The following is a 22,450-nucleotide window of genomic DNA, read 5'->3' on the forward strand; positions in this document are numbered from 1 at the left end:
CCTTCCCCTACAGGGAAGGAGAAGGGGGGCGCGCCCGCCGAAGGCCTCCGCGACGCGGCTCGTGCCGCGCCCTCACATGTGCAGCGCGCGCTTCTCCACCGCCAGCGCGGCTTCCTTCACCGCCTCGGCCAGCGTCGGGTGCGCGTGGCAGGTGCGGGCGACGTCCTCGGAGGAGGCGCCGAACTCCATGGCGACCGCGATCTCGTGGATCAGGTTGCCCGCCTCCGGCCCGACGATGTGGGCGCCGAGCACGCGATCGGTCTTGGCGTCGGCCAGGATCTTGACGAAGCCGTCGGTCATCAGGTTCGCCTTGGCGCGGCCGTTGGCCGTGAAGGGGAACTTGCCGACGTTGTAGGCGATGCCCTGAGCCTTCAGGTCCTCCTCCGTCGCGCCGACGGCGGCGACCTCCGGATAGGTGTAGACCACGTTGGGGATGACGCCGTAGTTCACGTGCCCGCCCTTGCCGGCGAGCATCTCGGCCAGCGCCACGCCCTCGTCCTCGGCCTTGTGGGCGAGCATCGGGCCGGTGGTGACGTCGCCGATGGCGTAGATGCCCGGGACGTTGGTGGCGTAGTGCGCGTCGATGGCGACGCGGCCCTTCTCGTCCTTGGCGACGCCGACCTCCTCGAGGCCGAGCCCGTCGGTGTAGGGGCGCCGGCCCACCGCCACGAGCACCACGTCGGCCTCGATGGTCTCGGCCTCGCCGCCCTTCGCCGGCTCGACCTGGAGCGTGACGCCCGCGTCCGTCGCCGTCGCCGCGGTGACCTTGGACGACAGCTTGAAGGTCATGCCCTGCTTGGCCAGGATGCGCTGGAACTGCTTCGCCGTGTCCGCGTCGATGCCGGCCAGGATCCGGTCGAGATACTCGATCACCGTCACCTTGGCGCCGAGACGCCGCCAGACCGAGCCGAGCTCGAGGCCGATCACGCCGCCGCCGATCAGGACCAGGTGGCCCGGCACCTGCTCGAGGTCGAGGGCGCCGGTGGAGGAGACGATGCGCTTCTCGTCGATCGTGATGCCGGGCAGCGAGACCACCTCCGAGCCGGTGGCGACGACGATCGACTTCGTCTCGAGCGTCGTCTTCGTGCCGTCGTCGGCGGTCACCTCGACCTTGCCGGCGGCCAGGATCCTGCCGGTGCCCCGATGGGCGTCGATCTTGTTCTTCTTCAGGAGGAACTCGACGCCCTTGGTGTTGCCGGCGATCGCCTCGTCCTTGAAGGCGAGCATCTTCTGGAGGTCGATCTTGGGCGTGCCCACCTCGATGCCGAAGGCACCGAAATGATGCGCCGCCTCCTCGTAGAGGTGGGACGCGTGGAGCAGCGCCTTCGAGGGGATGCAGCCCACGTTGAGGCAGGTGCCGCCATGCGCCTCGCGCTTCTCGACGACGGCGGTCTTGAGCCCCAGCTGCGCCGCGCGAATGGCGCAGACATAGCCGCCCGGGCCGGTTCCGATGATGACGAGATCGTAGGTGGACATGAAGCAAGCCTCGAAGTCGTGGGCGGCGCGCGGAGGTGCGCGCGCCGGTAAATCGGGAGGGTGGTCGGCGCGGGATCAGAGATCCAGAACGAGCCGCGCCGGGTCCTCCAGCGCCTCCTTCACCCGCACGAGGAAGGTCACGGCCTCCTTGCCGTCGACGATGCGGTGGTCGTAGGAGAGCGCGAGATACATCATCGGGCGCACCACCACCTGGCCGCCGCGCACCACGGGGCGCTCCTCGATGCGGTGCATGCCGAGGATGCCCGACTGCGGCGCGTTGAGGATCGGCGTCGACATCAGCGAGCCGTAGATGCCGCCGTTGGTGATGGTGAAGGTGCCGCCCTGCATCTCGTCGATGGAGAGCTTGCCGTCGCGGGCCTTCTTGCCGTAGACGCCGATCTGCTTCTCGATCTCGGCGATGGACATCTGGTCGGCGTCGCGCACCACCGGCACGACGAGGCCCTTCTCGGTGCCGACCGCGATGCCGACGTGATAGTAGTTCTTGTAGACGAGGTCGGTGCCGTCGATCTCGGCGTTGACCGCCGGGAGCTCCTTGAGCGCCTGCACGCAGGCCTTGGTGAAGAAGCCCATGAAGCCGAGCTTCACGCCGTGCTTCTTCTCGAACACGTCCTTGTAGGTCTTGCGCATCTCCATCACGGCCGACATGTCGACGTCGTTGAACGTCGTCAGCATGGCGGCGGTGTTCTGCGCGTCCTTGAGGCGGCGCGCGATGGTCTGGCGCAGCTTCGTCATGCGCACGCGCTCCTCGCGCGACGCGTCGTCGGGCGCGGAGGGGGCGCGCATCTGCGCGGGCGCAGGGGCGGGAGCGGCCGGAGCCTGGGCGCCGCCGCCGGCGATGGCGGCGAGCATGTCGCCCTTGGTGACGCGCCCGTCCTTGCCCGAGGCCGCGACCTGCGCCGGGTCGACGCCGCTCTCGCGGGCGAGGCGACCCACTGCCGGGCCGTGATCCTCGGTGGCGAGGCCGGTCTTGGGCGCATTGCCGTAGCCCTGCGTCGAGACGGCCGGGGCCTCGGCGGGCTTCGCGGCGGGCGCAGGCTTCTCGGCCGGCTTCTCCTCCGCCTTTTCCGTCTTCTTCGCGGCCGCGGCCGTGCCGCCCTCGTCGATCGTGCCGAGGACGGCCCCCGGCTCCACCGTCGCGCCCTCCGCCTGGACGATCTCGGCGATCACGCCGGAGGCGGGCGCGGGCACCTCGAGCGTGACCTTGTCGGTCTCGAGCTCGACGAGGGGCTCGTCGGCGGCGACGGCCTCTCCGGGCTTCTTGAACCAGCGGGCGATGGTCGCCTCGCTGACGGATTCGCCGAGGGTGGGGACGCGGATCTCAGTGGCCATCGGTTCGGGTCGCTTCATCGCACGGGAGAGGAGGGGCGGGGTGCCCGCCGCGCGGGGCGGCGGGCCGGGGCACCGGCGTCAGCCGGCATAGACCTCGTCGAGGAAGGCCTGGAGCTGGTGGAGGTGCTTCGACATCAGGCCCGTGGCGGTGGCGGCCGAGGCCGGGCGCCCGGCATAGCGCGGGCGCGCCACCTTGGAGCCGGCGTGCCGCAGCACCCACTCGAGGTAGGGCTCGACGAAGGTCCAGGAGCCCATGTTCTTGGGCTCCTCCTGGCACCAGACCACGTCGGCGTTCTTGAAGCGCGAGAGCTCCTGCTGCAGCGACTTGAGCGGGAACGGGTAGAGCTGCTCGACGCGCAGCAGGTAGACGTCGTTGACGCCGCGCTTCTCGCGCTCCTCGAACAGGTCGTAGTAGACCTTGCCGGAGCACAGCACCACGCGGCGGACCTTGTCGTCGCGCACGAGCTGGATGTCGCCGACCCCGTACTGGGCGTCGTCGTGCAGGATGCGGTGGAAGGCGGAGTCCGGCCCGAAATACTCCGCCGTCGAGACGCAGCGCTTGTGGCGGAGCAGGCTCTTGGGCGTCATCAGGATCAGCGGCTTGCGGAACTCGCGCTTGAGCTGGCGCCGCAGGATGTGGAAGTAGTTCGCCGGCGTCGAGACGTTGGCGACCTGCATGTTGTCTTCCGCGCACATCTGCAGGAAGCGCTCGAGCCGTGCGGAGGAGTGCTCCGGCCCCTGGCCCTCGTAGCCGTGCGGAAGCAGGCAGACGAGGCCCGACATGCGCAGCCACTTGCGCTCGCCCGAGGAGACGAACTGGTCGAACACGACCTGCGCGCCGTTGGCGAAGTCGCCGAACTGCGCCTCCCACAGGGTCAGCGCGTTGGGCTCGGCCAGGGAGTAGCCGTACTCGAAGCCGAGCACCGCCTCCTCCGACAGCATCGAGTTGATGACCTCGTAGTGCGCCTGGTCCTCGGCGATGTGGTTCAAGGGCGTGTAGCGCTCCTCGGTCTCCTGGTCGAGGAGCACGGAATGGCGCTGCGAGAACGTGCCGCGCTCGCAGTCCTGGCCGGAGAGCCGCACGCGGTGGCCGTCGAGCAGCAGCGAGCCGAAGGCCAGCGCCTCGGCGGTCGCCCAGTCGATGCCTTCGCCGCTCTCGAGCATCTTCCTGCGGTTGTCGAGGAAGCGCTTGATGGTGCGGTGGACGGCGAAGCCCTCCGGCACCGTCGTCAGCGCCGCGCCGATCTGCTGGAGCATCTCGGGCTCGATGCCGGTGCGGCCGCGGCGGGGATCGTCGACGTCCTCCTTGACGGCCTTGAGGCCGGCCCAGCGTCCGTCGAGCCAATCCGCCTTGTTCGGCTTGAAGGCGGTGGCGGTGTCGAACTCCTCGTCGAGGCGCTTGCGGAACGAGGCCTTCATCTCCTCGATCTCGGCCTCGGTGACGGTGCCGTCGGCCACGAGCTTGCGGCCGTAGAGCTCCAGCGTCGAGGGATGCTCGCGGATGATCTTGTACATGCGCGGCTGGGTGAAGGACGGCTCGTCGCCCTCGTTGTGGCCGTAGCGCCGGTAGCAGAACATGTCGATGACGACCGGCTTCTGGAAGCGCTGGCGGTACTCGGTCGCGACCTTGGCGGCGAAGACCACCGATTCCGGATCGTCGCCGTTGCAGTGCAGGATCGGCGCCTCGACCATCTTCGCCACGTCCGACGGATAGGGCGAGGAGCGCGAGTAGCGCGGGTTCGTGGTGAAGCCGATCTGGTTGTTGATGATGAAGTGGATCGAGCCGCCGGTGCGGTGGCCCTTCAGGCCCGACAGCCCGAGGCACTCGGCCACCACGCCCTGCCCGGCGAAGGCCGCGTCGCCGTGCAGCAGCAGCGGCAGCACCGCCGTGCGCAGGTCCGGCGGGCACTTGTGCTGGTCCTGCTTGGCGCGCACCTTGCCGAGCACCACGGGATCGACGATCTCGAGGTGCGAGGGGTTGGCGGTCAGCGACAGGTGGACGTTGTTGCCGTCGAAGGTGCGGTCCGACGAGGCGCCGAGGTGATACTTGACGTCGCCGGAGCCCTCGACCTCGTCGGGGGCGAAGGAGCCGCCCTTGAACTCGTGGAACAGCGCCCGGTGCGGCTTGCCCATCACCTGGGTGAGCACGTTGAGGCGCCCGCGATGGGCCATGCCCAGCACGATCTCCTTAACGCCGAGGTTGCCGCCGCGCTTGATGATCTGCTCGAGCGCCGGGATCAGGGATTCGCCGCCGTCCAGCCCGAAGCGCTTGGTGCCGGTATACTTGCGGTCGAGGAAGGTCTCGAAGCCCTCCGCCTCGACCAGCTTGTTGAGGATCGCGCGCTTGCCCTCGCGGGTGAAGGCGATCTCCTTGTCGGGACCCTCGATGCGCTCCTGGATCCAGGCCTTCTCGACGGGATCCGAGATGTGCATGAACTCGACGCCGAGCGTCTGGCAGTAGGTCCGCTCCAGGATCGCCAGGATCTCGCGCACGGTGCCGAACTCGAGGCCGAGCACCATGTCGAGGAAGATCTTGCGGTCGTAGTCCTCCGGCGCGAAGCCGTAATGCGCCGGCGAGAGCTCCTCGTCGGAGACGCGCTTCTCGAAGCCGAGCGGGTCGAGGTTGGCGTGCAGGTGGCCGCGCATGCGGAAGGCGCGGATCATCATCAGCGCCCGCAGGCTGTCGCGGGTCGCCTGCTGGACCTCGGCCTGGCTGATCTCGACGCCCTTGGACTGCGCCTTGGCCTTCAGCTTGTCGCCGACGTGCTTCTCGACCTCGATCCAGTTGCCGTCGAGCGCGGAGACGAGCTCGCCGTTCATCGGGATCGGCCAGTTCGGCCGCTTCCAGGAGGCGCCCTGCGCGTTCTTGGCGACGGTGGTGCTCTCCTCCTTCATCGCCCCGAAGAAGGCCTGCCACTCCGCGTCGACCGCGTGCGGGTCGCGTGTGTAGGCGGCGTAGAGCTCCTCGATGTAGGCCGCGTTCGTGCCCGAGAGGAAGGAGGTCTGGAGGAAACCTTCGTTGGCGTCGTTCTGGCGTGCCATGGCGTTCGTTCGTCCGGTTCAGCGCGGTTGCGCTCCGCGCCGGGATCTCGTGGGGGCGATGCCTCGCCCCCGGCTGCCTCACCCGGCCTCCCCCCGGGGCGCGCGCCCCGGCCGGGTCTGGGTAGAGGACGCGGATCCTACCGCGGCCTCCTTCTCGTCGCGTTAACCAACGCGCGTCTCAGCCCTTCAGGACCTCGACCAGCGTCTTGCCGATGCGCGCGGGCGAGGGCGAGACCCTGATGCCCGCCGCCTCCATCGCCGCGATCTTGTCCTCGGCGCCGCCCTTGCCGCCGGAGATGATGGCGCCGGCATGGCCCATGCGCCGGCCGGGAGGGGCCGTGCGGCCGGCGATGAAGCCGACCATCGGCTTCTTGCGCCCGCGCTTGGCCTCGTCGGCCAGGAACTGCGCCGCGTCCTCCTCGGCCGAGCCGCCGATCTCGCCGATCATGACGATCGACTGCGTGGCGTCGTCGGCGAGGAAGTGCTCGAGCACGTCGATGAACTCGGTGCCCTTCACCGGGTCGCCGCCGATGCCGACCGCGGTGGTCTGGCCCAGGCCCTCGTTCGAGGTCTGGAACACGGCCTCGTAGGTCAGCGTGCCCGAGCGCGAGACGATGCCCACCGAGCCCTTCTTGAAGATGTTGCCCGGCATGATGCCGATCTTCGATTCGCCAGCGGTGACCACGCCGGGGCAGTTCGGCCCGACGAGCCGCGACTTGGACCCGCAGAGGGCGCGCTTCACCTTCACCATGTCGAGCACCGGGATGCCCTCGGTGATGCAGACGATGAGCGGGATCTCGGCGTCGACCGCCTCGAGGATGGCGTCGGCGGCGCCCGGGGGCGGCACGTAGATCACCGAGGCGTCGGCACCCGTGGCCTCGCGGGCCTCGCGCACCGTGTCGAAGACGGGCAGCCCGAGGTGGGTCGCGCCGCCCTTCCCGGGCGAGGTGCCGCCGACCATCTTCGTGCCGTAGGCGATGGCCTGCTCGGAATGGAAGGTCCCGTTCTTGCCGGTGAAGCCCTGGCAGATGACCTTGGTGTTCGCGTCGATGAGAATGGACAAGTGAGCCTCCGGGCCGGGCAGCCTCAGTTCGGGCGAAACGGATTGACGACTTGGACGGCGCCGTAGCGCTGCCCGTGATTCAGGTCTTCGGTGTAGAGGACGGGTGCGTCGAGCGCGTGCGCGGCGGCGAGGATGGCGCCGTCCCAATACGAGATCCGGTACTCGGTCGCGATGGCTGCGCCCCGACGCACCAGCGCGGCGTCGATCGGAATGCATGGCATCGGGCGGAGCGCGTCCAGCCAAGCCTGCGCATCGGCAGTCGACCAGGAGCGGTGCACCTTGCGGGTGGTCGTGACGATGAACTCCTGAAGCACCTGCGCGGAGATCCCGATCCGAAGACGGTCGAGGAGATCGGCGGCGGCGCGCGTCTTGTCGGCGTCGATCTCGGCATGAGAGGCCGCGTAGACGAGAACGTTCGTGTCGACCATCGCATCAACGCTCATAGAGCGACTCCCGCGTCCAGGTCACGGGCCCGACCTCGAGCGGTGACTGCGCGCGTAGCTCGCGAATGCGACGGCGCATGGCCTCGAGATCGGCATCCGCATCGGTCGGCCCCTTCGCGAGCTGCTCCAGGTAGTCCCGCAAGAGCCCGTCCGGCGTCGTGCCGCGGGCCGCCGCGTGGGCGGCGACCTTCTCGAGCAGCTCGTCGTCGATCTCGACGGTGATGGACGTCATGACGTCTCTCCTCGGGCAGCGCGCGTCGGCGCCTTCCTCAGTTAGCCCCCGCGGACCGCGGCGACGATCTTCTGCGCCGCGTCGTCGAGGTCGTCGGCGGGGATGACGTTGAGGCCGGACGAGCGGATGATCTCCTTGCCCTCCTCGACGTTCGTCCCCTCGAGGCGCACGACCAGCGGCACCTGCAGGCCCACCGCCTTCACCGCCGCGATCACGCCCCGCGCGATGACGTCGCACTTCATGATGCCGCCGAAGATGTTGACCAGGATGCCCTTCACGTTCGGGTCGGCGGTGATGATCTTGAAGGCCGCGGTGACCTTCTCCTCGGAGGCGCCGCCGCCGACGTCGAGGAAGTTCGCCGGCTCCTCGCCGTAGAGCTTGATGATGTCGAGCGTCGCCATGGCGAGGCCGGCGCCGTTGACCATGCAGCCGATCGTGCCGTCGAGCGCGATGTAGGCGAGGTCGTACTTCGAGGCCTCGATCTCCTTGTCGTCCTCCTCCGTCAGGTCGCGCAGCTCGGCGACCTCGGGATGGCGGAACATGGCGTTCGAGTCGAAGGAGACCTTGGCGTCGAGGCAGCGCAGCCGGCCGTCCTTGGTGACGATCAAGGGGTTGATCTCGAGCATCTCCACGTCCTTCTCGACGAAGAGCGTGTAGAGCTGCCCGATCAGCGTCGCCGCCTGCTTGGCGAGATCGCCCGAGAGGCCGAGGGCCTTGGCCACCGAGCGGCCGTGATGCGGCATCGGGCCGGTGACCGGGTCGACGGTCAGCGTGAGGATCTTCTCGGGGGTCCGGTGCGCGACCTCCTCGATGTCCATTCCGCCTTCGGTCGAGACCACGAAGGCGACGAAGCCGGTCGAGCGGTCGACGAGGGCGGAGAGATAGAACTCCTTCTCGATGTCCGAGCCGTCCTCGATGTAGAGGCGGTTGACCTGCTTGCCCTCGGGCCCGGTCTGGGCGGTGACCAGCGTGTTGCCGAGCATCTCGCGGGCGAACTGCTTCACCTCGTCGACGGACCTGGCGAGCCGCACGCCGCCCTTCTCGCCGGCGGCGGCCTCCTTGAACTTGCCCTTGCCGCGGCCGCCCGCGTGGATCTGGCTCTTGACGACCCAGAGCGGGCCGCCGAGCTCGTTGGCGGCGGCTTCCGCCTCCTCGGCCTTGAAGATCGCGACGCCGCGGGAGACGGGCGCGCCGAACTCCTTCAGAAGCGCCTTGCCCTGGTATTCGTGGATGTTCATGAGATCGGTCCACCCTTGTGGGGATCGGGACGGGCGGCGGCGCGGCCGGGGGCCTCGCGCCGTCGCGTGCGATGCGTGACGTCAGGCGAGCGCCGGCTCGATGCCCTTGCAGGCCTCGATCAGCGTCTTCACCGCGGCGACCGACTTCTCGAACATCGCCTTCTCGTCGGCGGTGAAGGAGACCTCGACGATCTTCTCGACGCCGTTGGCGCCGATCACGATCGGCACGCCCACGAACATGTCGGAGACGCCGTACTGGCCCGTGAGGTGCGCGGCGCAGGGCAGGACCCGGCGCTTGTCCTTGAGGTAGCTCTCGGCCATGGCGATGGCCGAGGCCGCCGGCGCGTAGAAGGCCGAGCCCGTCTTGAGCAGGTTGACGATCTCGCCGCCGCCCTTGCGGGTGCGCTCGACCATGGCGTCGAGCTTCTCCTGGGTGGTCCAGCCCATCGCCACGAGGTCCGGCAGCGGGATGCCGGCGACCGTCGAGTAGCGCACGAGCGGGCACATGTCGTCGCCGTGGCCGCCGAGCACGAAGGCGGTGACGTCCTCCACCGAGACCTGGAACTCGTCGGCCAGGAAGTGGCGGAAGCGCGCACTATCGAGCACGCCGGCCATGCCGACGATCTTGTTGGCGGGCAGCCCGGAGAACTTCTGCAGCGCCCAGACCATGGCGTCGAGCGGGTTGGTGATGCAGATCACGAAGGCGTCGGGGCAATGCGCCTTGATGCCCTCGCCGACCGCACGCATGACCTTGAGGTTGATGCCGAGCAGGTCGTCGCGGCTCATGCCCGGCTTGCGCGGGACGCCGGCGGTGACGATCACCACGTCGGCGCCGGCGATGTCGGCGTAGTCCTGCGTGCCCCTGTAGGCCGCGTCGAAGCCGTCGACCGGGGCGCTCTCGGCGATGTCGAGGCCCTTGCCCTGGGGCACGCCCTCGGCGATGTCGAACAGGACCACGTCGCCCAGCTCCTTGAGGCCGACGAGGTGGGCGAGCGTGCCGCCGATCTGGCCGGCGCCGATGAGCGCGATCTTCTTGCGTGCCATGAGGGAAACGCCTCTTCCAGGTTTTGACCGTCGAGCCGCGACCCTCTCGCGTCGCGGACGCCGGGCGCGGGTTTCCGCGTGCTTAAACCCCAAGAGCCGTTCGCGTTCAACCCGTTGCAAACCCTAGGCTCTCGGACGGGGTCGCGGCCGCCGCGCACCCGACGAGCGTCGCAGGCGCCGCGAAAAAAAGAGGCAAGTCAACGACTTGGAGGGGAGGCAGGAGTGCCGGCCGGCCGGCGGCAGCATCCAGCGAGTGGAAATGACGGATTACAATTCTCGACATTCGTCATGGTTGATGATTCCCTGCCGCACGCGGAGACTTCAAACCCAGCCCGCGTGCAACGCGCGCAGAACGACGTCGAGCATGGTCGAGAGCCGCTGGTCGAGGACCGAGGCGGGCACCCGCACGTCGATGCGCACCATGACGGGGTTCACGAAGCGCTGCACGGCGTCGATCACGAAGGCCATCGCCCGCTCCCGGTCCCGCGGCGCGAAGGCCTCGGTGGCGATCCCCTCCTCGAGGATGCGCTCCAGCAGCCGCAGCTGGCGGCCGCGGTGCTTGCGGGCGATCCCGCGCGAGGCCTCCACCGCCGAGACGTAGACGTCGAACACCGCCTGGTTCTCCACCGCGCAGTCGCGGTAGGCGCGGGCGATGGCGAGCACGAAGCGCTCCAGCTTGTCGTCGACGGGGTCGGGCCCGTCGACGATGTCGGCGAGGGCGTCCTCGACCTCCCGCAGCCAGCGCCCGGCGATGGCGTCGATCAGGTCGGCCTTGGACGGGTAGTAGCGGTAGACGTTGGCGTGCGTCATTCCCGCCTCCTCCGCGACGCCGGTGACGGTCAGCCGCCGCGGCCCGAAGCGCGCGAGGTGGTCGGTGGCGATGCGCAGGAGGCGCACGTCGGTAGCGGTCTCGGCGGGCGGGCGCGGCGGCAAGGGGCGGGCTCCTCGTGCGGGCTCCTGGGGCGATCGGCGCATCCTAGAGCAAGATCGCGGCCGGCACCTCCCCGCCCCGCTTCCTCGACCGACGCAGGACCCTGCTGCCGGCGCCGGCCACCGCGGGAGGTGGCGGGCGCCCGCTGCACCGGACGCGAAAGCAATCTCTAGTATCGGTGCCGTTTTACCAAAGGGAAACTCTGATCACCTATCCAGAACTCATCGTCCATGCGGACGTCTCCGGCACGCCTGCAAGGGGGTCGACGTGCAGTTCACCAACCTCTCCATCCGCTCCAAGCTCATCGTGCTTTCGGGCCTCCTGTTCGTCGTGGCGATGGCGGCCGTCACCTTCATCGGCTCGGCGATCATGACCGCGTCCGTGCGGGCGCAGTCCGAGCGCACGGCCGCCGCCGAGCTCGAGCGCACGGCGGCGACGGTATCGGAGGACATCGGCCGCGCGGTGCTCGCCGCCCGGATGGGCGCGCGCGGCGTGTCGGGCATGCTGGCGCAGGGAACGGTCGACCGCGACGCCCTCGGCGCCTACGTCGCCGCCAACGTCGAGGCCCAGCCCGAGCTCGTCGGCATGACGCTCGCCTTCGACGCGAACGCGCTCGACGGCCGCGACGCCGACCATGTCGGCCATCCCTATTCCGACGATGCGGGCCGGTTCGTGCCCTACTTCTTCCGCGCCGCGGACGGCTCGCTCGGCGTCGAGAAGCTGATCATGACCCCCGAAGCCGGCACCGAGGGCTGGTACGACCGGCCGATGCGCGAGAACCGCGACCTGATCACCCCGCCCTACACCTACCCGGTCGAAGGCGTCGACGTGCTGATGACCACGGTGAGCACGGTCGTGCGGCGCGAGGGCCGCGCGGTAGGCATCTTCACCGCCGACCTGCCCCTGACCGACGTCTCGGCGGCGATCGGGGAGCTGCGTCCCTTCGGCGTCGGCTCGGTGATGCTGGTGGCGACCGACGACCTCTACGTCGCCCATCCCGACGCGGCGCGCCTCGGCCAGCCGGTGACGGACCCCGCGATCCGCGAGATGCTCGCGGCGCCCGCGGGCGTCGGGCGCGCGCTCGTCGACGCCGCCGGGGTGGAGCAGTTCGCGCTCTCGACGCCGGTCGCCTTCGACGGGCTCGACGAGACCTGGCGCCTCGTCGTCACGGTGCCGATGGAGGCGCTCGTCGCCGATGCGGTGTCCGCGCGCAACTCGATGATCCTCGCCGCGCTCGCGGCGCTCGCGGTCGTGCTCGTCGTCGTCTGGTTCACCGCGCATTCCCTGGCCCGGCCTATCCTCGCCATGACGGCGCGGATGCGCGTCCTCGCCGAGGGCGACACCGGAACCGAGATCGCCGGAACCGAGCGCGGCGACGAGATCGGCGAGATGGCGCGCGCGGTCGCGGTGTTCCGCGACGGCGCGCTCGAGCGCGAGACGCTCTCCGCGGATCAGGCGCGGGCGCAGGAGCGCGACCGGGCCCGTCAGGCCCGCATCGAAGGCCTCGTCGAGGGCTTCCGCGCCACCGCCGAGGCGCTGGTGCGGCGGGCAGCCGCCTCGGCGAGCGACCTCGACCGCGTCTCGACCGAGCTCACCGCGCTCGCCGACGGCAGCGCCGGGCGCGCGGAGAGCGCCCGCCAGGCGGCCGGGCGCGCCTCCGAGGACGTCCGTGCCGTGGCGACCGCCGCCGAGGAGCTCTCCGCCTCGATCGGCGAGATCGCCTCGCAGGTCACCCGCACGACGGAGATCGTGGCGGTCGCGTCCGAGCGCGCCCAGCGCTCCAACGTCAAGGTGGGCGAGCTCGCCTCGGCCGCGAGCCGGATCGGCGAGGTGATCGGGCTGATCCAGGCGATCGCCGAGCAGACCAACCTGCTCGCGCTCAACGCCACGATCGAGGCCGCCCGCGCGGGCGAGGCCGGTCGCGGCTTCGCGGTGGTCGCGGCCGAGGTCAAGAACCTCGCCGAGCAGACCGCCAAGGCGACCGAGGAGATCGCGAGCCAGGTCTCCGCCATCCAGGAGGCGACCGGCGAGACGGTGGAATCGATCGCCGGCATCACCACGACCATGGACGACGTGCGCGGCTACGCCACCGCCATCGCCTCGGCGATCGAGGAGCAGGGCGCGGCGACCGGGGAGATCAGCGGCAACGTCGAGAGCGCGGCGTCGCAGACCGGCGTCGTCGCCGACGACATCGGCCGCCTCACCGCCGCCGTGGGCGAGACCAGCACGACCGCGGGCCGCGTGCTCGAGGCGTCGCGCACGGTCGGTGCCGCGACGAGCGACCTCGAGCGCGAGATCGAGACCTTCCTGAAGTCCGTCGCCGCGGCCTGAGCCGGTGCAGGGAGCGGTCCGCCGGACCGCGCCCCGCCCGCCGGCCCGCCTCGTCAGAGGTTGAGCCGGATCGCCACCGAGCGGGCGTGGCCGTCGAGGCGCTCGGCGCGGCCGAGCGCGATCGCGGCGGGGCCGAGCGCGCGCAGGGCCTCGGGCGTCAGCGACAGGATGGAGGTGCGCTTCATGAAGTCGAGCACCGACAGGCCCGACGAGAAGCGCGCCGAGCGCGCCGTCGGCAGGACGTGGTTGGGCCCGCCGACGTAATCGCCGATCGCCTCTGGCGTATGGGCGCCGAGGAAGATCGAGCCGGCATTGCGCACCCGCGCGGCGAGCCGCTCGGGATCGGCGGTCTCGATCTCCAGATGCTCCGGCGCGAGCCGGTCGACGAGCGGGATCGCGCCGTCGAGATCCGGCACCACGATCACGGCGCCGAAGTCGCGCCAGGAGGCGCCTGCGATCTCGGCCCGCGACATCGTCGAAAGCGCCCGCTCCACCGCCGCCTCGACGGCGTCCGCCAGAGCCGCGCTGTCGGTGATCAGGATGGACTGCGCGGCGGCGTCGTGCTCGGCCTGGGCCAGGAGATCGGCGGCGACCCAGTCGGGGTTCGCCTCGCCGTCGGCGAGGATCAGTACCTCGGAGGGGCCGGCGATCATGTCGATCCCGACCTGGCCGAACACGCGGCGCTTGGCGGCGGCGACGTAGGCGTTGCCCGGGCCGACGATCTTCGCCACCGGCGCGATCGTCGCCGTGCCGTAGGCGAGCGCCGCGACCGCCTGCGCGCCGCCGACGCGATAGACCTCGTCGACGCCGGCGATCCGCGCGGCGGCGAGCACCAGCGGGTCGACCGCGCCGTCGGGGGTCGGCACGCACATGACGATCCGCTCGACGCCCGCCACGCGGGCGGGGACCGCGTTCATCAGGACGGAGGAGGGATAGCTCGCGGTGCCGCCGGGAACGTAGAGCCCCGCGGCCTCCACCGCGGTCCAGCGCCAGCCGCGGGTGACGCCGAGCGCGTCCGTCTCGCGCATGTCCTGCGGCTTCTGCGCCGCGTGGTAGCTGGCGATGCGCTCGCGGGCGAGATGCAGCGCGTCGAGCGCCGTGCGGTCGCAGGCGGCTTCCGCGGCTTCCAGCTCGCCGGCGCCGATGCGCAGGCCGTCCGCCGCGAGGGTCAGGCGATCGAAGCGGGCGGTGTAGTCGACGAGCGCGGCGTCGCCCCGGGCGATCACGTCGGCGATGATGTCGCGCACCACGCCGTCGACCTCCTCGGAGGCCTCGCGCTTCATGCCCAGCAGGGCCTCGAAGGCCTCGGCGAAGCCGGGGGCGCGCGCGTCGAGACGGATCGGCATCAGCCCCGGTCCCCGCGGGGCTCGGGCGCGACGTCGAGGATCGCCGGCGCCTCGTGCGCCGGGCGGTTCTCCACCTCCCAGACGGGACCCATGTCCTTCATCTGCGCCTCGAGGCACTCGACCTCGACGCGGATGGCGCGGTCCTCGGAGAAGATCAGCGTCACGCAGCCGGCGGGCGCGGCCATCGGCTCGAAGGTGACGGCGAGCAGGTTGAGGACCTCGTCCTTGCGGCGCGGGTCCATGTTCCTGCAGCGCACGGCGAGCACGCGCTCGAAATGCAGGCCGGTGAGGCGCCGGCGCGGCGGCTCGTCGGGGTCGCTCTCCCAGTCGAAGCGGCGCGCGCACAGGGCGAAGCGGCCTTCCTTCGGGAGATAGGCGACGTCCTCCACGCGCACGGCGGCATCCTGGAGGTGGGCCGACACCACGGCGAGGTCTTCCTCGTCGAACGCGACCAGCTTGAGGAGATCCATCGGTTCACACCTCGGCAGCACGGGGTTTCCAGTGAGATAGAGAGGGGGCCTCCCCCGCGCAACCGCCCGCCCGCGCATGCCGTGCTTTCGTGCGTCGCGCCTTGCGCGCGGGCCGGCGCGACCCATGGCTTTCGCGCGCCGCGCCTTGCGCGCGGCACGGCGCGACCCATGTCCGGCACATGCTTCAGGAGGTGCCGCGCATGACCGCCCTGCCGACGCTCGTCGTCGCCCACGACCCGCTCTGCGGCTGGTGCTGGGGCTTCGGCCCGACGCTGCGCCGGCTGCGTCAGCGCTTCGCCGGCGAGGCGAGGTTCCGCGTCGCGATGGGCGGCCTCGTCACCGGCTCGCGCGAGCGCATGATCGGGCTCGACGCGCCCTACCTGATGCGCGGCCTGCAGGAGGTTCGCGCCCGCACCGGCGTGAAGGCGGGCCCGGCCTTTTTCGAGCGCGTGCTCGAGCCCGGCCGCTGGGTCTCCCGCTCCGAGCCCGCCTGCCGCGCCGCGCGGATCGCCCGGGAGATCGGGGGCGAGGAGGCCGGGCTCGACGTCGCGACGGGGCTCTGCGAGGCCCTCTACGGCGAGGGCCGCGTCCCCGACGACCCGCGCACCGTGGTGCGCGTTGCCGCCGCAGCCGGGCTCGACGCGGAGGCGCTCCTCGCGCGCTGGACGGCGCCGGAGGCCTTCGCGGAGACGATGGCGATGTTCGACGCCGAGCGGAAGCGCGGCATCGTGAGCTATCCCGCGCTGTTCCTGGAGGACGCGGACGGCGGGCTCGTGGAGATCCTCGCCGGGGCTGTGGCGCCGGAGGAGGCGGTGGCGATGGTGGAGGCGGCACTCGCCCGCTGACCGCTGTCACCCCGGGTCGCGAAGCGGGCCCGGGGCCCAGATCCATAGGTGTTCTGTTCAGCGTGCGCGAAGCGCGCGCGTCCATGGACGCTGCCGGAAGCCGTTCCCGCCGCGGCGCTGGCGCGCCGCTCGATGGGGACCTGTGGTTCTGGGTCCCGGATCGGCTTCGCCGTCCGGGATGACACCTCTGTCACCCCGGGTCGCGAAGCGGGCCCGGGGCCCAGAAACACAGGTTTGTCTCTCAGCGTGCGCGAAGCGCGCGCGTCCATGGACGCTGCCGGATGCCGTCCCCGCCGCGGCGCTGGCGCGCCGCTCGATGGGGGCCTGTGGTTCTGGGTCCCGGACTGCCTTCGGCATCCGGGATGACAGGGGTTGCGCTTGTAACGCAGGTTGCATATTCTGGAGAGAGTCGACACGAGATCGCTCCCGTGTACTACGTCTACATGCTCGCCAGCCGCATGCACGGAACGCTCTACCTCGGCGTGACCCGCGACCTCGCGCGGCGCCTGCACGAGCACAAGCTCGGTGTCTACAAGGGGTTCACCGAGCGATACGGCGTGCACCGGCTCGTCTGGTACGAGGGTCACGAACGCATCGACGAGGCCATCTCGCGCGAGAAGCGGCTGAAGCGATGGCGGCGGGACTGGAAGATACGGCTCGTCGAGGACATGAACCCGCTCTGGTCCGACCTGACGCCACCGCTCTCGGACTGGTAGTCACCGGCAGGGCTGTCACCCCGGGTCGCGAAGCGGGCCCGGGGCCCAGAACCGCTGGGGTGTGTCTCAGCGTGCGCGGGAGCGCGCGCGTCCATGGACGCTGCCGGAAGCCGTTCCCGCCGCGGCGCTGGCGCGCCGCTCGACGAACACCTGTGGTTCTGGGTCCCGGACTTGCTTCGCAATCCGGGATGACACGCTAGCCGCCCAGCGCCTCCTCCATCAGCATCGCCTCCGCTTCCGCCAGGATCTCGTCCGAGCCCTCGCCGTAGACCGTCTCGCGGCCGATCTCGAGCATCACCGAGACGGCGAGCGGGGAGACGCAGGGCAAGGACCGGTGGGTCAGGCGGCCGCTGATGCGGGCGAGGAGGGCGGCCAGCCGCTCGAGGTCGAGGAGGCCGGTGGCGGCGTCGGCGCGGGCGGCGCGCAGGAGGATGTGGTCCGGCTCGTGCCGGCGCAGGACGTCGTAGACGAGGTCGGTCGAGACCGTGACCTGGCGCTGCGTCTTCTTCTGGCCGGGGAAATTGCGCTCGATCAGCCCGGCGATCACCGCGCAGTAGCGGAAGGTGCGCTTCATCAGCGCGGATTCCTCCAGCCACTCCTCGAGGTCGTCGCCGAGCATGTCCTGCGCGAACAGCTCGGCGAGGAAGCCGGGGTTGCGCGCCTCCTCCAGCGAGAGGTCGCGCAGGCCCCACACCGCGAGGCCGTAGTCGTTGCAGACGAAGCCGAGCGGCTTGAGCCGCGCGCGCTCGAGCCGCCGCGTCAGCAGCATGCCCAGCGTCTGGTGCGCGAGGCGGCCCTCGAACGGGTAGGCGACGAGGTAGTGCCGCCCGGCGCGGGGGAAGGTCTCGACGAGAAGCCCCTCGCGGTCCGGCAGGAGCGAGCGCTCTCCCTGCGCCTCGAGCAGCTCGACGAGCTGGGCGGGGAGCCGCTCCCAGCTGTCGCGGTCGGCGAGGAAGCCGCGCACGCGCTCCGCGAGGAAGGTCGAGAGCGGGAACTTGCCGCCGGCGTAGGAGGGGATCTTCGGGTCGGTGCCCGCGCTCGCCCGCGAGACCAGCGCCGCGTCCTCGGTGAGGCCGTGGAAGGTGAGCACCTCGCCGGCGAAGAGGAAGGTGTCGCCGGGCGTCAGCGTCTCGGCGAAGTACTCCTCGACCTCGCCGAGCACGCGCCCGCCGCGGGACATCGGCCGCCCGGCGGCGGCGGGGCGGCCGAGCCGGACCTTGACCATCGTCGCCTCGACGATGGTGCCGACGTTCATGCGGTATTGCTGGGCGACGAAGCGATCGCGCACGCGCCAGCGCCCGTCCGGGCCCTCGACGATGCGGGCGAAGCGCTCGTAGGAGCGCAGCGCATAGCCGCCGGTGGCGACGAAGCTCATCGCCTTGTCGAAGGTCTCGCGGTCGAGCCCGCGATAGGGCGCGGCGCCGACCACCTCGCGGTAGAGGTCGTCCGCCTGGAACGGCTCGGCGCAGGCCATGCCGAGGATGTGCTGGGCGAGCACGTCGAGGGCGCCGGGATGGGGGTCGGGCGTGTCCTGCGCCGCCTCCTCGACCGCGTCGAGGGCGGCGCGGCATTCCAGGATCTCGAAGCGGTTGGCCGGGACGAGGTAGGCGCGCGAGGGCTCGTCGAGCCGGTGGTTGGCGCGGCCGATGCGCTGGATGATGCGGCTCGCCCCCTTGGGCGCGCCGACGTTGACGACGAGATCGACGTTGCCCCAGTCGATGCCGAGATCCAGCGTCGAGGTGCACACGACGGCCTTCAACTTGCCCGCCGCCATCGCCGCCTCCACCCGGCGGCGCTGCTCGACGTCGAGCGAGCCGTGGTGGAGCGCGATGGGCAGCGCATCCTCGTTGAGGCGCCACAGCGCCTGGAAGACGTATTCCGCCTGCATGCGGGTGTTGACGAAGACGAGCGAGGTGCCGTGCTCGCGGATCAGCCGGTAGATCTCCGGCATCGCCGCCGCCGCGGTATGGCCCGCGGCGGGCAGCCGGGGACCCTCGAGCATGCGGATGTCGGGCGCCGCGCCGGGCGGCGCGACGACGATCTCGGCGGGCCGATCCGGGTCCGCGGTCAGGTAGCGGGCGAGGACGACGGGGTCGCGCACCGTCGCGGACAGCCCCACGGCCGAGGCCTGCGGCGCCAGCGCGAACAGCCGCGCGAGGCCGAGCGAGAGCAGGTCGCCGCGCTTCGAGGGCGCGAGCGCGTGCAGCTCGTCGAGGACGATGCGGCGCAGGTTGGAGAACAGGTCGCGGGCGTCGGGATGGGCCAAGAGCAGCGCCAGCTGCTCGGGGGTGGTGAGCAGGATGTCCGGGGGCCGCGCGATCTGGCGGGCGCGCTTGTGCGAGGGCGTGTCGCCGGTGCGGGTCTCGATGGCGAGCGCGAGGCCCATCTCGGCGGCGGGCGCCTCGACGTTGCGGGCGACGTCGACGGCGAGCGCCTTCAAGGGCGAGACGTAGAGCGTGTGCAGGCTGCGCCGGTTCGCCCGCGCGTGCCGGGCGCCCGAGAGCTCGACGAGCGAGGGCAGGAAGCCCGCCAGCGTCTTGCCCGCCCCCGTCGGCGCCACGAGCAGCGCCGAGCGGCCCTCTTCGGCGAGCGCGAGGAGCGACAGCTGGTGCGCGCGCGGCGCCCAGCCGCGGCCGGCGAACCAGGCCTGGAAGCGTTCGGGAAGGATGGCGGGAGCGGCTGGCACGCCCGGTGATATGGGGTCTGCGTGCGGGGCGGACCAGACGCGCCGTCGGGCCGCGTCAGGGCATCGCGTCCGGCGCCGCGCGCGCCGCGTCGAGCGCGACGATCCGCGGCCAGGCGGCGGCCAGCGCCGGTGAGGCGACGCCGCGCAGGCGGGTCGCGATCAGCCGCATGGCCACCACGGGGAGCGTCCGCCCGAGATCGACGAGCGTGCCCGCCGCGATGTCGTCGGCGGCGAGCGAGCGCGGCACCCAGGCGACGCCCAGCCCCGCGCGGGCGCATTGCAGGGCGGCGGTGGTCAGCGCGGTCTCGAGACGGATGCGCAGGCGCAGGCTGCCGCGCAGGGGGGCGAAGACGCGCGCGCGCTGGACCGCGCCGAGAAAGACGTCCTCCGGATAGGCGACGATCGGCAGCTCTCCGCGCACCCAGCCTTCGTCCAGCGCGCCGAGCGCCGCGCGGGACGCGACCGGGACCAGCGTCTCGGTGCCGATCGTCTCGACGACGAGGTAGTCCGCGCCATCCAGCGGTGCGCTGCCGTCGACGTCGTATACGAGCGCGAGGTCGGCCCGGCGGGTCAGCAGCTGGGCGAGGCACTCGTCGCGATTGGCCGAGCGCAGCCGCACGTCGAGATCGAGGCCCGAGACCCGCTCGACCAGGGCCGGCGCCGTCGCCGTCGTGATCGCGTGCTGGCAGGCGATGACGATCCGCGAGCGCGCGGCGTCGGCGTCCTCGCGGAAATGGGCGGAGAGCTCGCGCAGGCCCGCCGCGATCTCGCGCATGGCGTCGAGGCGGGCGACGACGTGCGGCAGCGGCCGGGCCGGCTTGGCGCTGCGGTCGAAGAGGCGCACGCCCAGGCTCTCCTCGATCGTGCGCAGGCGCCGGGAGAAGGCCGGCTGCGTCACCCGGCGGCGCTCGGCGGCGGCCTGGAACGAGCCCGTCTCCGCCACCGCCAGGACGTCCTCGATCCAGTCGTGCCGCATCCCGCCCCCGCAGATTATGCCGATCGTGCATGATCTCGCGCGTATTTGGCATTTGATCGGCCGCCCTGTCGAGACGCAGAATCGTCCTCGACGCTCATCGGAGGGGCCCTTCATGCATCTCGCCCGCATCCCGCGCATCCGGGTCGCGCACCTGCCGACCCCGCTCGAGCCGCTCGAGCGCCTGAGCGCCGCGCTCGGCGGGCCGGAGATCTGGATCAAGCGCGACGACTGCACGGGGCTCTCGACCGGCGGCAACAAGACCCGCAAGCTCGAGTTCCTGATGGCGGAGGCGGTGGCCGAGCGCGCGGACGTCGTCCTGACCCAGGGCGCGACGCAGTCGAACCACGCCCGCCAGACGGCGGCCTTCGCCGCGCGGCTGGGGATCGCCTGCCACGTCCTGCTCGAGGACCGCACGGGCTTCCGCGAGGCGGACTACACGGACAACGGCAACGTCCTGCTCGACCGCCTGCACGGCGCGACGATCGAGCACCGGCCCGGCGGCACCGACATGAACGCGGCGCTGGACGAGGTCCGCGCGCGCATGGCGGCGGAGGGACGCCGGCCCTACGCCATCCCCGGCGGCGGCTCGAACCCGACGGGCGCGCTCGGCTACGTCGACGCGGCACAGGAGCTGATGGCCCAGGCCGACGCGATGGGGCTCGCGATCGACCACCTGGTCACCGCGACCGGCAGCGCCGGGACGCAAGCGGGGCTCCTCGTCGGGCTCGAGGGCGTGAACGCGCAGGTGCCGCTGCTCGGCATCGGCGTGCGCGCGCCCCGCGAGAAGCAGGAGCAATCGGTCTACGCGCTCGCCTGCGCCACCGCCGAGCGCCTCGGCGTGCCGGGGATCGTGGCGCGCGAGGATGTCGTCGCCAACACCGACTACGTCGGCGCCGGCTACGGCATCCCGACGCCCGGGATGATCGAGGCGCTCGAGATGTTCGCCCGGCTCGAGGGCATCCTGCTCGACCCGGTCTACTCGGGAAAGGGGGCGGCGGGGCTGATCGACCTCGTCCGCAAGGGGCGGTTCCGCAAGGGAGAGCGGATCGTGTTCCTGCACACCGGCGGATCGGTCGGCCTGTTCGGCTACGGATTCGCGCTCGACGCGCCGAAAGAGCGCGCGGCGTGAGCTTCGGCACCACGACCACGACAACGACAGAGGGGATCGACAGATGAGACGCGTACTACGGAACCTCGCTCTCGGCGCCTGCGCGCTCGGGGCGACGCTCGCCGCCGGCGCCGGCGCTCAGGCGCAGGAGCTCTACGGCACGCTCGCCAAGATCGACGCGGCGAACGAGATCGTCATCGGCCACCGCGAGACCTCGATCCCGTTCTCCTGGATCGGGTCCGACGGCGGCGCGCCGCAGGGCTACTCGGTGGACCTGTGCCTGCGCATCGCCGACGCGGTGAAGGAGGAGCTCGGCAAGCCGGATCTCGCCGTGCGCTTCGTGCCCGTCACGCCGCAGACGCGCATCCCGCTCATCGCCAACGGCACGATCGACATCGAGTGCGGCTCGACCACGAACAACCTCACGCGCCAGCAGCAGGTGTCCTACCTGCCGGTGACCTTCATCACCGGCACGAAGCTGCTCGTGAAGACGGATGCGGGCATCGAGACGCTGGACGACCTCGAGGGCAAGCGCATCGCGCTCGCGCAGGGCACCACCAACGAGCGCGTCATCAAGGAGGCGATCGAGGCCGGCGGGCTCGACATCGACGTGCTCAATGTCAAGGACCACGCCGAGGGCTTCCTCGCGCTCGAGACCGACCGCGTCGACGCCTACTCGACCGACCACATCCTGCTCTACGGCCTGATCACCCGCGCCCGCGACCCCGAGAGCTACGCGGTGGTCGGCGACTTCCTGTCCTACGACCCCTACGCCATCATGGTGCGGCGCGACGACAGCGCCTTCCAGCTGCTCGGCACGAAGGTGCTGGCGGACCTGTTCCGCACCGGCGAGATCGAGGAGATCTACGCCAAGTGGTTCCAGCCCTTCCCGACGAACGAGTCCGTCTCCGAGCCGCCGACGGATCTGCTGCGGGCCGCCTGGCGCCTGAACGCGCTGCCCGAGTGACGATTGCCGACGAGCCCGGCGCAGGCTGCGCCGGGCTCCGGTTCTGCACGATCGGCATCCCGGAGACGACGCGCCGCGCCTTCTCCCTTCCCTGTAGGGGAAGGTGGATCGCCGCGACAGCGGCGAGACGGATGGGGCGCGCAGGATGCGCGTTCGGCGAAGCCGAAGAACAACGGCGGGATCGGA

General features: G+C 71.2%; 18 protein-coding genes. 5 read left to right on the forward strand and 13 right to left on the reverse strand.

Translation table 11 applies throughout. The features are described 5' to 3' along the window. Window positions 1–72 precede the first annotated feature (72 nt). From lpdA to G407_RS0117205, 9 genes are all read right to left on the reverse strand, one after another. On the reverse strand, window positions 73–1,476 hold the full coding sequence (gene lpdA / locus G407_RS0117165; protein ID WP_029031811.1) for a dihydrolipoyl dehydrogenase: 1,404 nt from the start codon (window positions 1,474–1,476) through the stop codon (window positions 73–75). A gap of 75 nt (window positions 1,477–1,551) precedes the next feature. Beyond that, entirely contained in the window at window positions 1,552–2,826 is a 1,275-nt protein-coding gene (gene odhB / locus G407_RS0117170) for a 2-oxoglutarate dehydrogenase complex dihydrolipoyllysine-residue succinyltransferase (protein WP_029031812.1), read from the reverse strand. A 78-nt stretch (window positions 2,827–2,904) separates the two neighbouring features. Beyond that, window positions 2,905–5,868 (reverse strand): 2-oxoglutarate dehydrogenase E1 component, encoded by a 2,964-nt coding sequence (locus tag G407_RS0117175; protein ID WP_029031813.1) that lies wholly within the window; start codon window positions 5,866–5,868, stop codon window positions 2,905–2,907. 178 nt (window positions 5,869–6,046) lie between these two features. Continuing rightward, window positions 6,047–6,931, reverse strand: a complete 885-nt coding sequence (sucD, locus tag G407_RS0117180; RefSeq protein ID WP_029031814.1) for a succinate--CoA ligase subunit alpha — start codon at window positions 6,929–6,931, stop codon at window positions 6,047–6,049. Window positions 6,932–6,954: 23 nt separating this feature from the next. Beyond that, window positions 6,955–7,359, reverse strand: a complete 405-nt coding sequence (locus G407_RS0117185) for a PIN domain-containing protein (RefSeq protein WP_052341508.1) — start codon at window positions 7,357–7,359, stop codon at window positions 6,955–6,957. A 4-nt stretch (window positions 7,360–7,363) separates the two neighbouring features. Then, window positions 7,364–7,606: a ribbon-helix-helix protein, CopG family gene (locus tag G407_RS0117190; protein ID WP_029031816.1), complete on the reverse strand. Its 243-nt coding sequence runs from the start codon at window positions 7,604–7,606 to the stop codon at window positions 7,364–7,366. A gap of 41 nt (window positions 7,607–7,647) precedes the next feature. Then, on the reverse strand, window positions 7,648–8,844 hold the full coding sequence (gene sucC / locus G407_RS0117195) for an ADP-forming succinate--CoA ligase subunit beta (RefSeq protein ID WP_029031817.1): 1,197 nt from the start codon (window positions 8,842–8,844) through the stop codon (window positions 7,648–7,650). A gap of 81 nt (window positions 8,845–8,925) precedes the next feature. Next, the gene (gene mdh, locus G407_RS0117200) at window positions 8,926–9,888 is read right to left on the reverse strand and encodes a malate dehydrogenase (protein WP_029031818.1); all 963 of its coding nucleotides are present in this window, start codon (window positions 9,886–9,888) and stop codon (window positions 8,926–8,928) included. A 321-nt stretch (window positions 9,889–10,209) separates the two neighbouring features. Beyond that, window positions 10,210–10,821: a TetR/AcrR family transcriptional regulator gene (locus G407_RS0117205; RefSeq protein WP_245259119.1), complete on the reverse strand. Its 612-nt coding sequence runs from the start codon at window positions 10,819–10,821 to the stop codon at window positions 10,210–10,212. Between the two features lie 265 nt (window positions 10,822–11,086). Between G407_RS0117205 and G407_RS0117210 the strand changes: the two genes are divergently transcribed. Further along, window positions 11,087–13,150 (forward strand): methyl-accepting chemotaxis protein, encoded by a 2,064-nt coding sequence (locus tag G407_RS0117210; RefSeq protein ID WP_029031820.1) that lies wholly within the window; start codon window positions 11,087–11,089, stop codon window positions 13,148–13,150. 53 nt (window positions 13,151–13,203) lie between these two features. Here the strand turns inward: G407_RS0117210 and hisD are convergent, their stop codons facing one another. Both hisD and G407_RS0117220 read right to left on the reverse strand, forming a co-directional pair. Further along, a complete protein-coding gene (hisD, locus tag G407_RS0117215; protein ID WP_029031821.1) occupies window positions 13,204–14,496 on the reverse strand; it encodes a histidinol dehydrogenase in 1,293 nt (430 codons plus the stop codon). Then, window positions 14,496–14,966 carry a DUF2948 family protein gene (locus tag G407_RS0117220; protein ID WP_029031822.1) on the reverse strand — a complete coding sequence of 157 codons (471 nt, stop codon included), beginning with the start codon at window positions 14,964–14,966 and terminating at the stop codon, window positions 14,496–14,498. The genes hisD and G407_RS0117220 overlap by 1 nt, the downstream gene beginning before the upstream one ends. 200 nt (window positions 14,967–15,166) lie before the next feature. Here G407_RS0117220 and G407_RS30645 point away from each other — a divergent pair, with 200 nt between their 5' ends. Beyond that, window positions 15,167–15,811 carry a DsbA family protein gene (locus G407_RS30645; RefSeq protein WP_029031823.1) on the forward strand — a complete coding sequence of 215 codons (645 nt, stop codon included), beginning with the start codon at window positions 15,167–15,169 and terminating at the stop codon, window positions 15,809–15,811. Between the two features lie 443 nt (window positions 15,812–16,254). Beyond that, entirely contained in the window at window positions 16,255–16,527 is a 273-nt protein-coding gene (locus G407_RS0117230; RefSeq protein WP_043540103.1) for a GIY-YIG nuclease family protein, read from the forward strand. A gap of 196 nt (window positions 16,528–16,723) precedes the next feature. On the opposite strand, the gene G407_RS0117235 is transcribed toward G407_RS0117230, so the two are convergent. Beyond that, on the reverse strand, window positions 16,724–19,213 hold the full coding sequence (locus tag G407_RS0117235; RefSeq protein ID WP_029031825.1) for a ligase-associated DNA damage response DEXH box helicase: 2,490 nt from the start codon (window positions 19,211–19,213) through the stop codon (window positions 16,724–16,726). Between the two features lie 55 nt (window positions 19,214–19,268). Further along, window positions 19,269–20,189: a LysR family transcriptional regulator gene (locus G407_RS0117240; RefSeq protein WP_029031826.1), complete on the reverse strand. Its 921-nt coding sequence runs from the start codon at window positions 20,187–20,189 to the stop codon at window positions 19,269–19,271. A 112-nt stretch (window positions 20,190–20,301) separates the two neighbouring features. On the opposite strand from G407_RS0117240, the gene cuyA reads away from it, so the two are divergent. Then, a complete protein-coding gene (gene cuyA / locus G407_RS0117245) occupies window positions 20,302–21,318 on the forward strand; it encodes a D-cysteate sulfo-lyase (protein ID WP_029031827.1) in 1,017 nt (338 codons plus the stop codon). Between the two features lie 43 nt (window positions 21,319–21,361). Further along, on the forward strand, window positions 21,362–22,264 hold the full coding sequence (locus G407_RS0117250; protein ID WP_029031828.1) for an amino acid ABC transporter substrate-binding protein: 903 nt from the start codon (window positions 21,362–21,364) through the stop codon (window positions 22,262–22,264). Window positions 22,265–22,450: the final 186 nt, after the last annotated feature.

This window comes from Salinarimonas rosea DSM 21201 (assembly GCF_000429045.1).
Taxonomy (GTDB): Bacteria; Pseudomonadota; Alphaproteobacteria; order Rhizobiales; family Beijerinckiaceae; genus Salinarimonas; species Salinarimonas rosea.

Excerpts from the sequence above, each read along its gene's own strand:
- lpdA (WP_029031811.1), bottom strand. The coding sequence starts at position 1,476 with ATGTCCACCTACGATCTCGTCATCATCGGAACCGGCCCGGGCGGCTAT.
- odhB (WP_029031812.1), bottom strand. The coding sequence starts at position 2,826 with ATGGCCACTGAGATCCGCGTCCCCACCCTCGGCGAATCCGTCAGCGAG.
- G407_RS0117175 (WP_029031813.1), bottom strand. The coding sequence starts at position 5,868 with ATGGCACGCCAGAACGACGCCAACGAAGGTTTCCTCCAGACCTCCTTC.
- G407_RS0117185 (WP_052341508.1), bottom strand. The coding sequence starts at position 7,359 with ATGGTCGACACGAACGTTCTCGTCTACGCGGCCTCTCATGCCGAGATC.
- G407_RS0117190 (WP_029031816.1), bottom strand. The coding sequence starts at position 7,606 with ATGACGTCCATCACCGTCGAGATCGACGACGAGCTGCTCGAGAAGGTC.
- sucC (WP_029031817.1), bottom strand. The coding sequence starts at position 8,844 with ATGAACATCCACGAATACCAGGGCAAGGCGCTTCTGAAGGAGTTCGGC.
- mdh (WP_029031818.1), bottom strand. The coding sequence starts at position 9,888 with ATGGCACGCAAGAAGATCGCGCTCATCGGCGCCGGCCAGATCGGCGGC.
- hisD (WP_029031821.1), bottom strand. The coding sequence starts at position 14,496 with ATGCCGATCCGTCTCGACGCGCGCGCCCCCGGCTTCGCCGAGGCCTTC.
- G407_RS0117220 (WP_029031822.1), bottom strand. The coding sequence starts at position 14,966 with ATGGATCTCCTCAAGCTGGTCGCGTTCGACGAGGAAGACCTCGCCGTG.
- G407_RS30645 (WP_029031823.1), top strand. The coding sequence starts at position 15,167 with ATGACCGCCCTGCCGACGCTCGTCGTCGCCCACGACCCGCTCTGCGGC.
- G407_RS0117230 (WP_043540103.1), top strand. The coding sequence starts at position 16,255 with ATGCTCGCCAGCCGCATGCACGGAACGCTCTACCTCGGCGTGACCCGC.
- G407_RS0117240 (WP_029031826.1), bottom strand. The coding sequence starts at position 20,189 with ATGCGGCACGACTGGATCGAGGACGTCCTGGCGGTGGCGGAGACGGGC.
- cuyA (WP_029031827.1), top strand. The coding sequence starts at position 20,302 with ATGCATCTCGCCCGCATCCCGCGCATCCGGGTCGCGCACCTGCCGACC.
- G407_RS0117250 (WP_029031828.1), top strand. The coding sequence starts at position 21,362 with ATGAGACGCGTACTACGGAACCTCGCTCTCGGCGCCTGCGCGCTCGGG.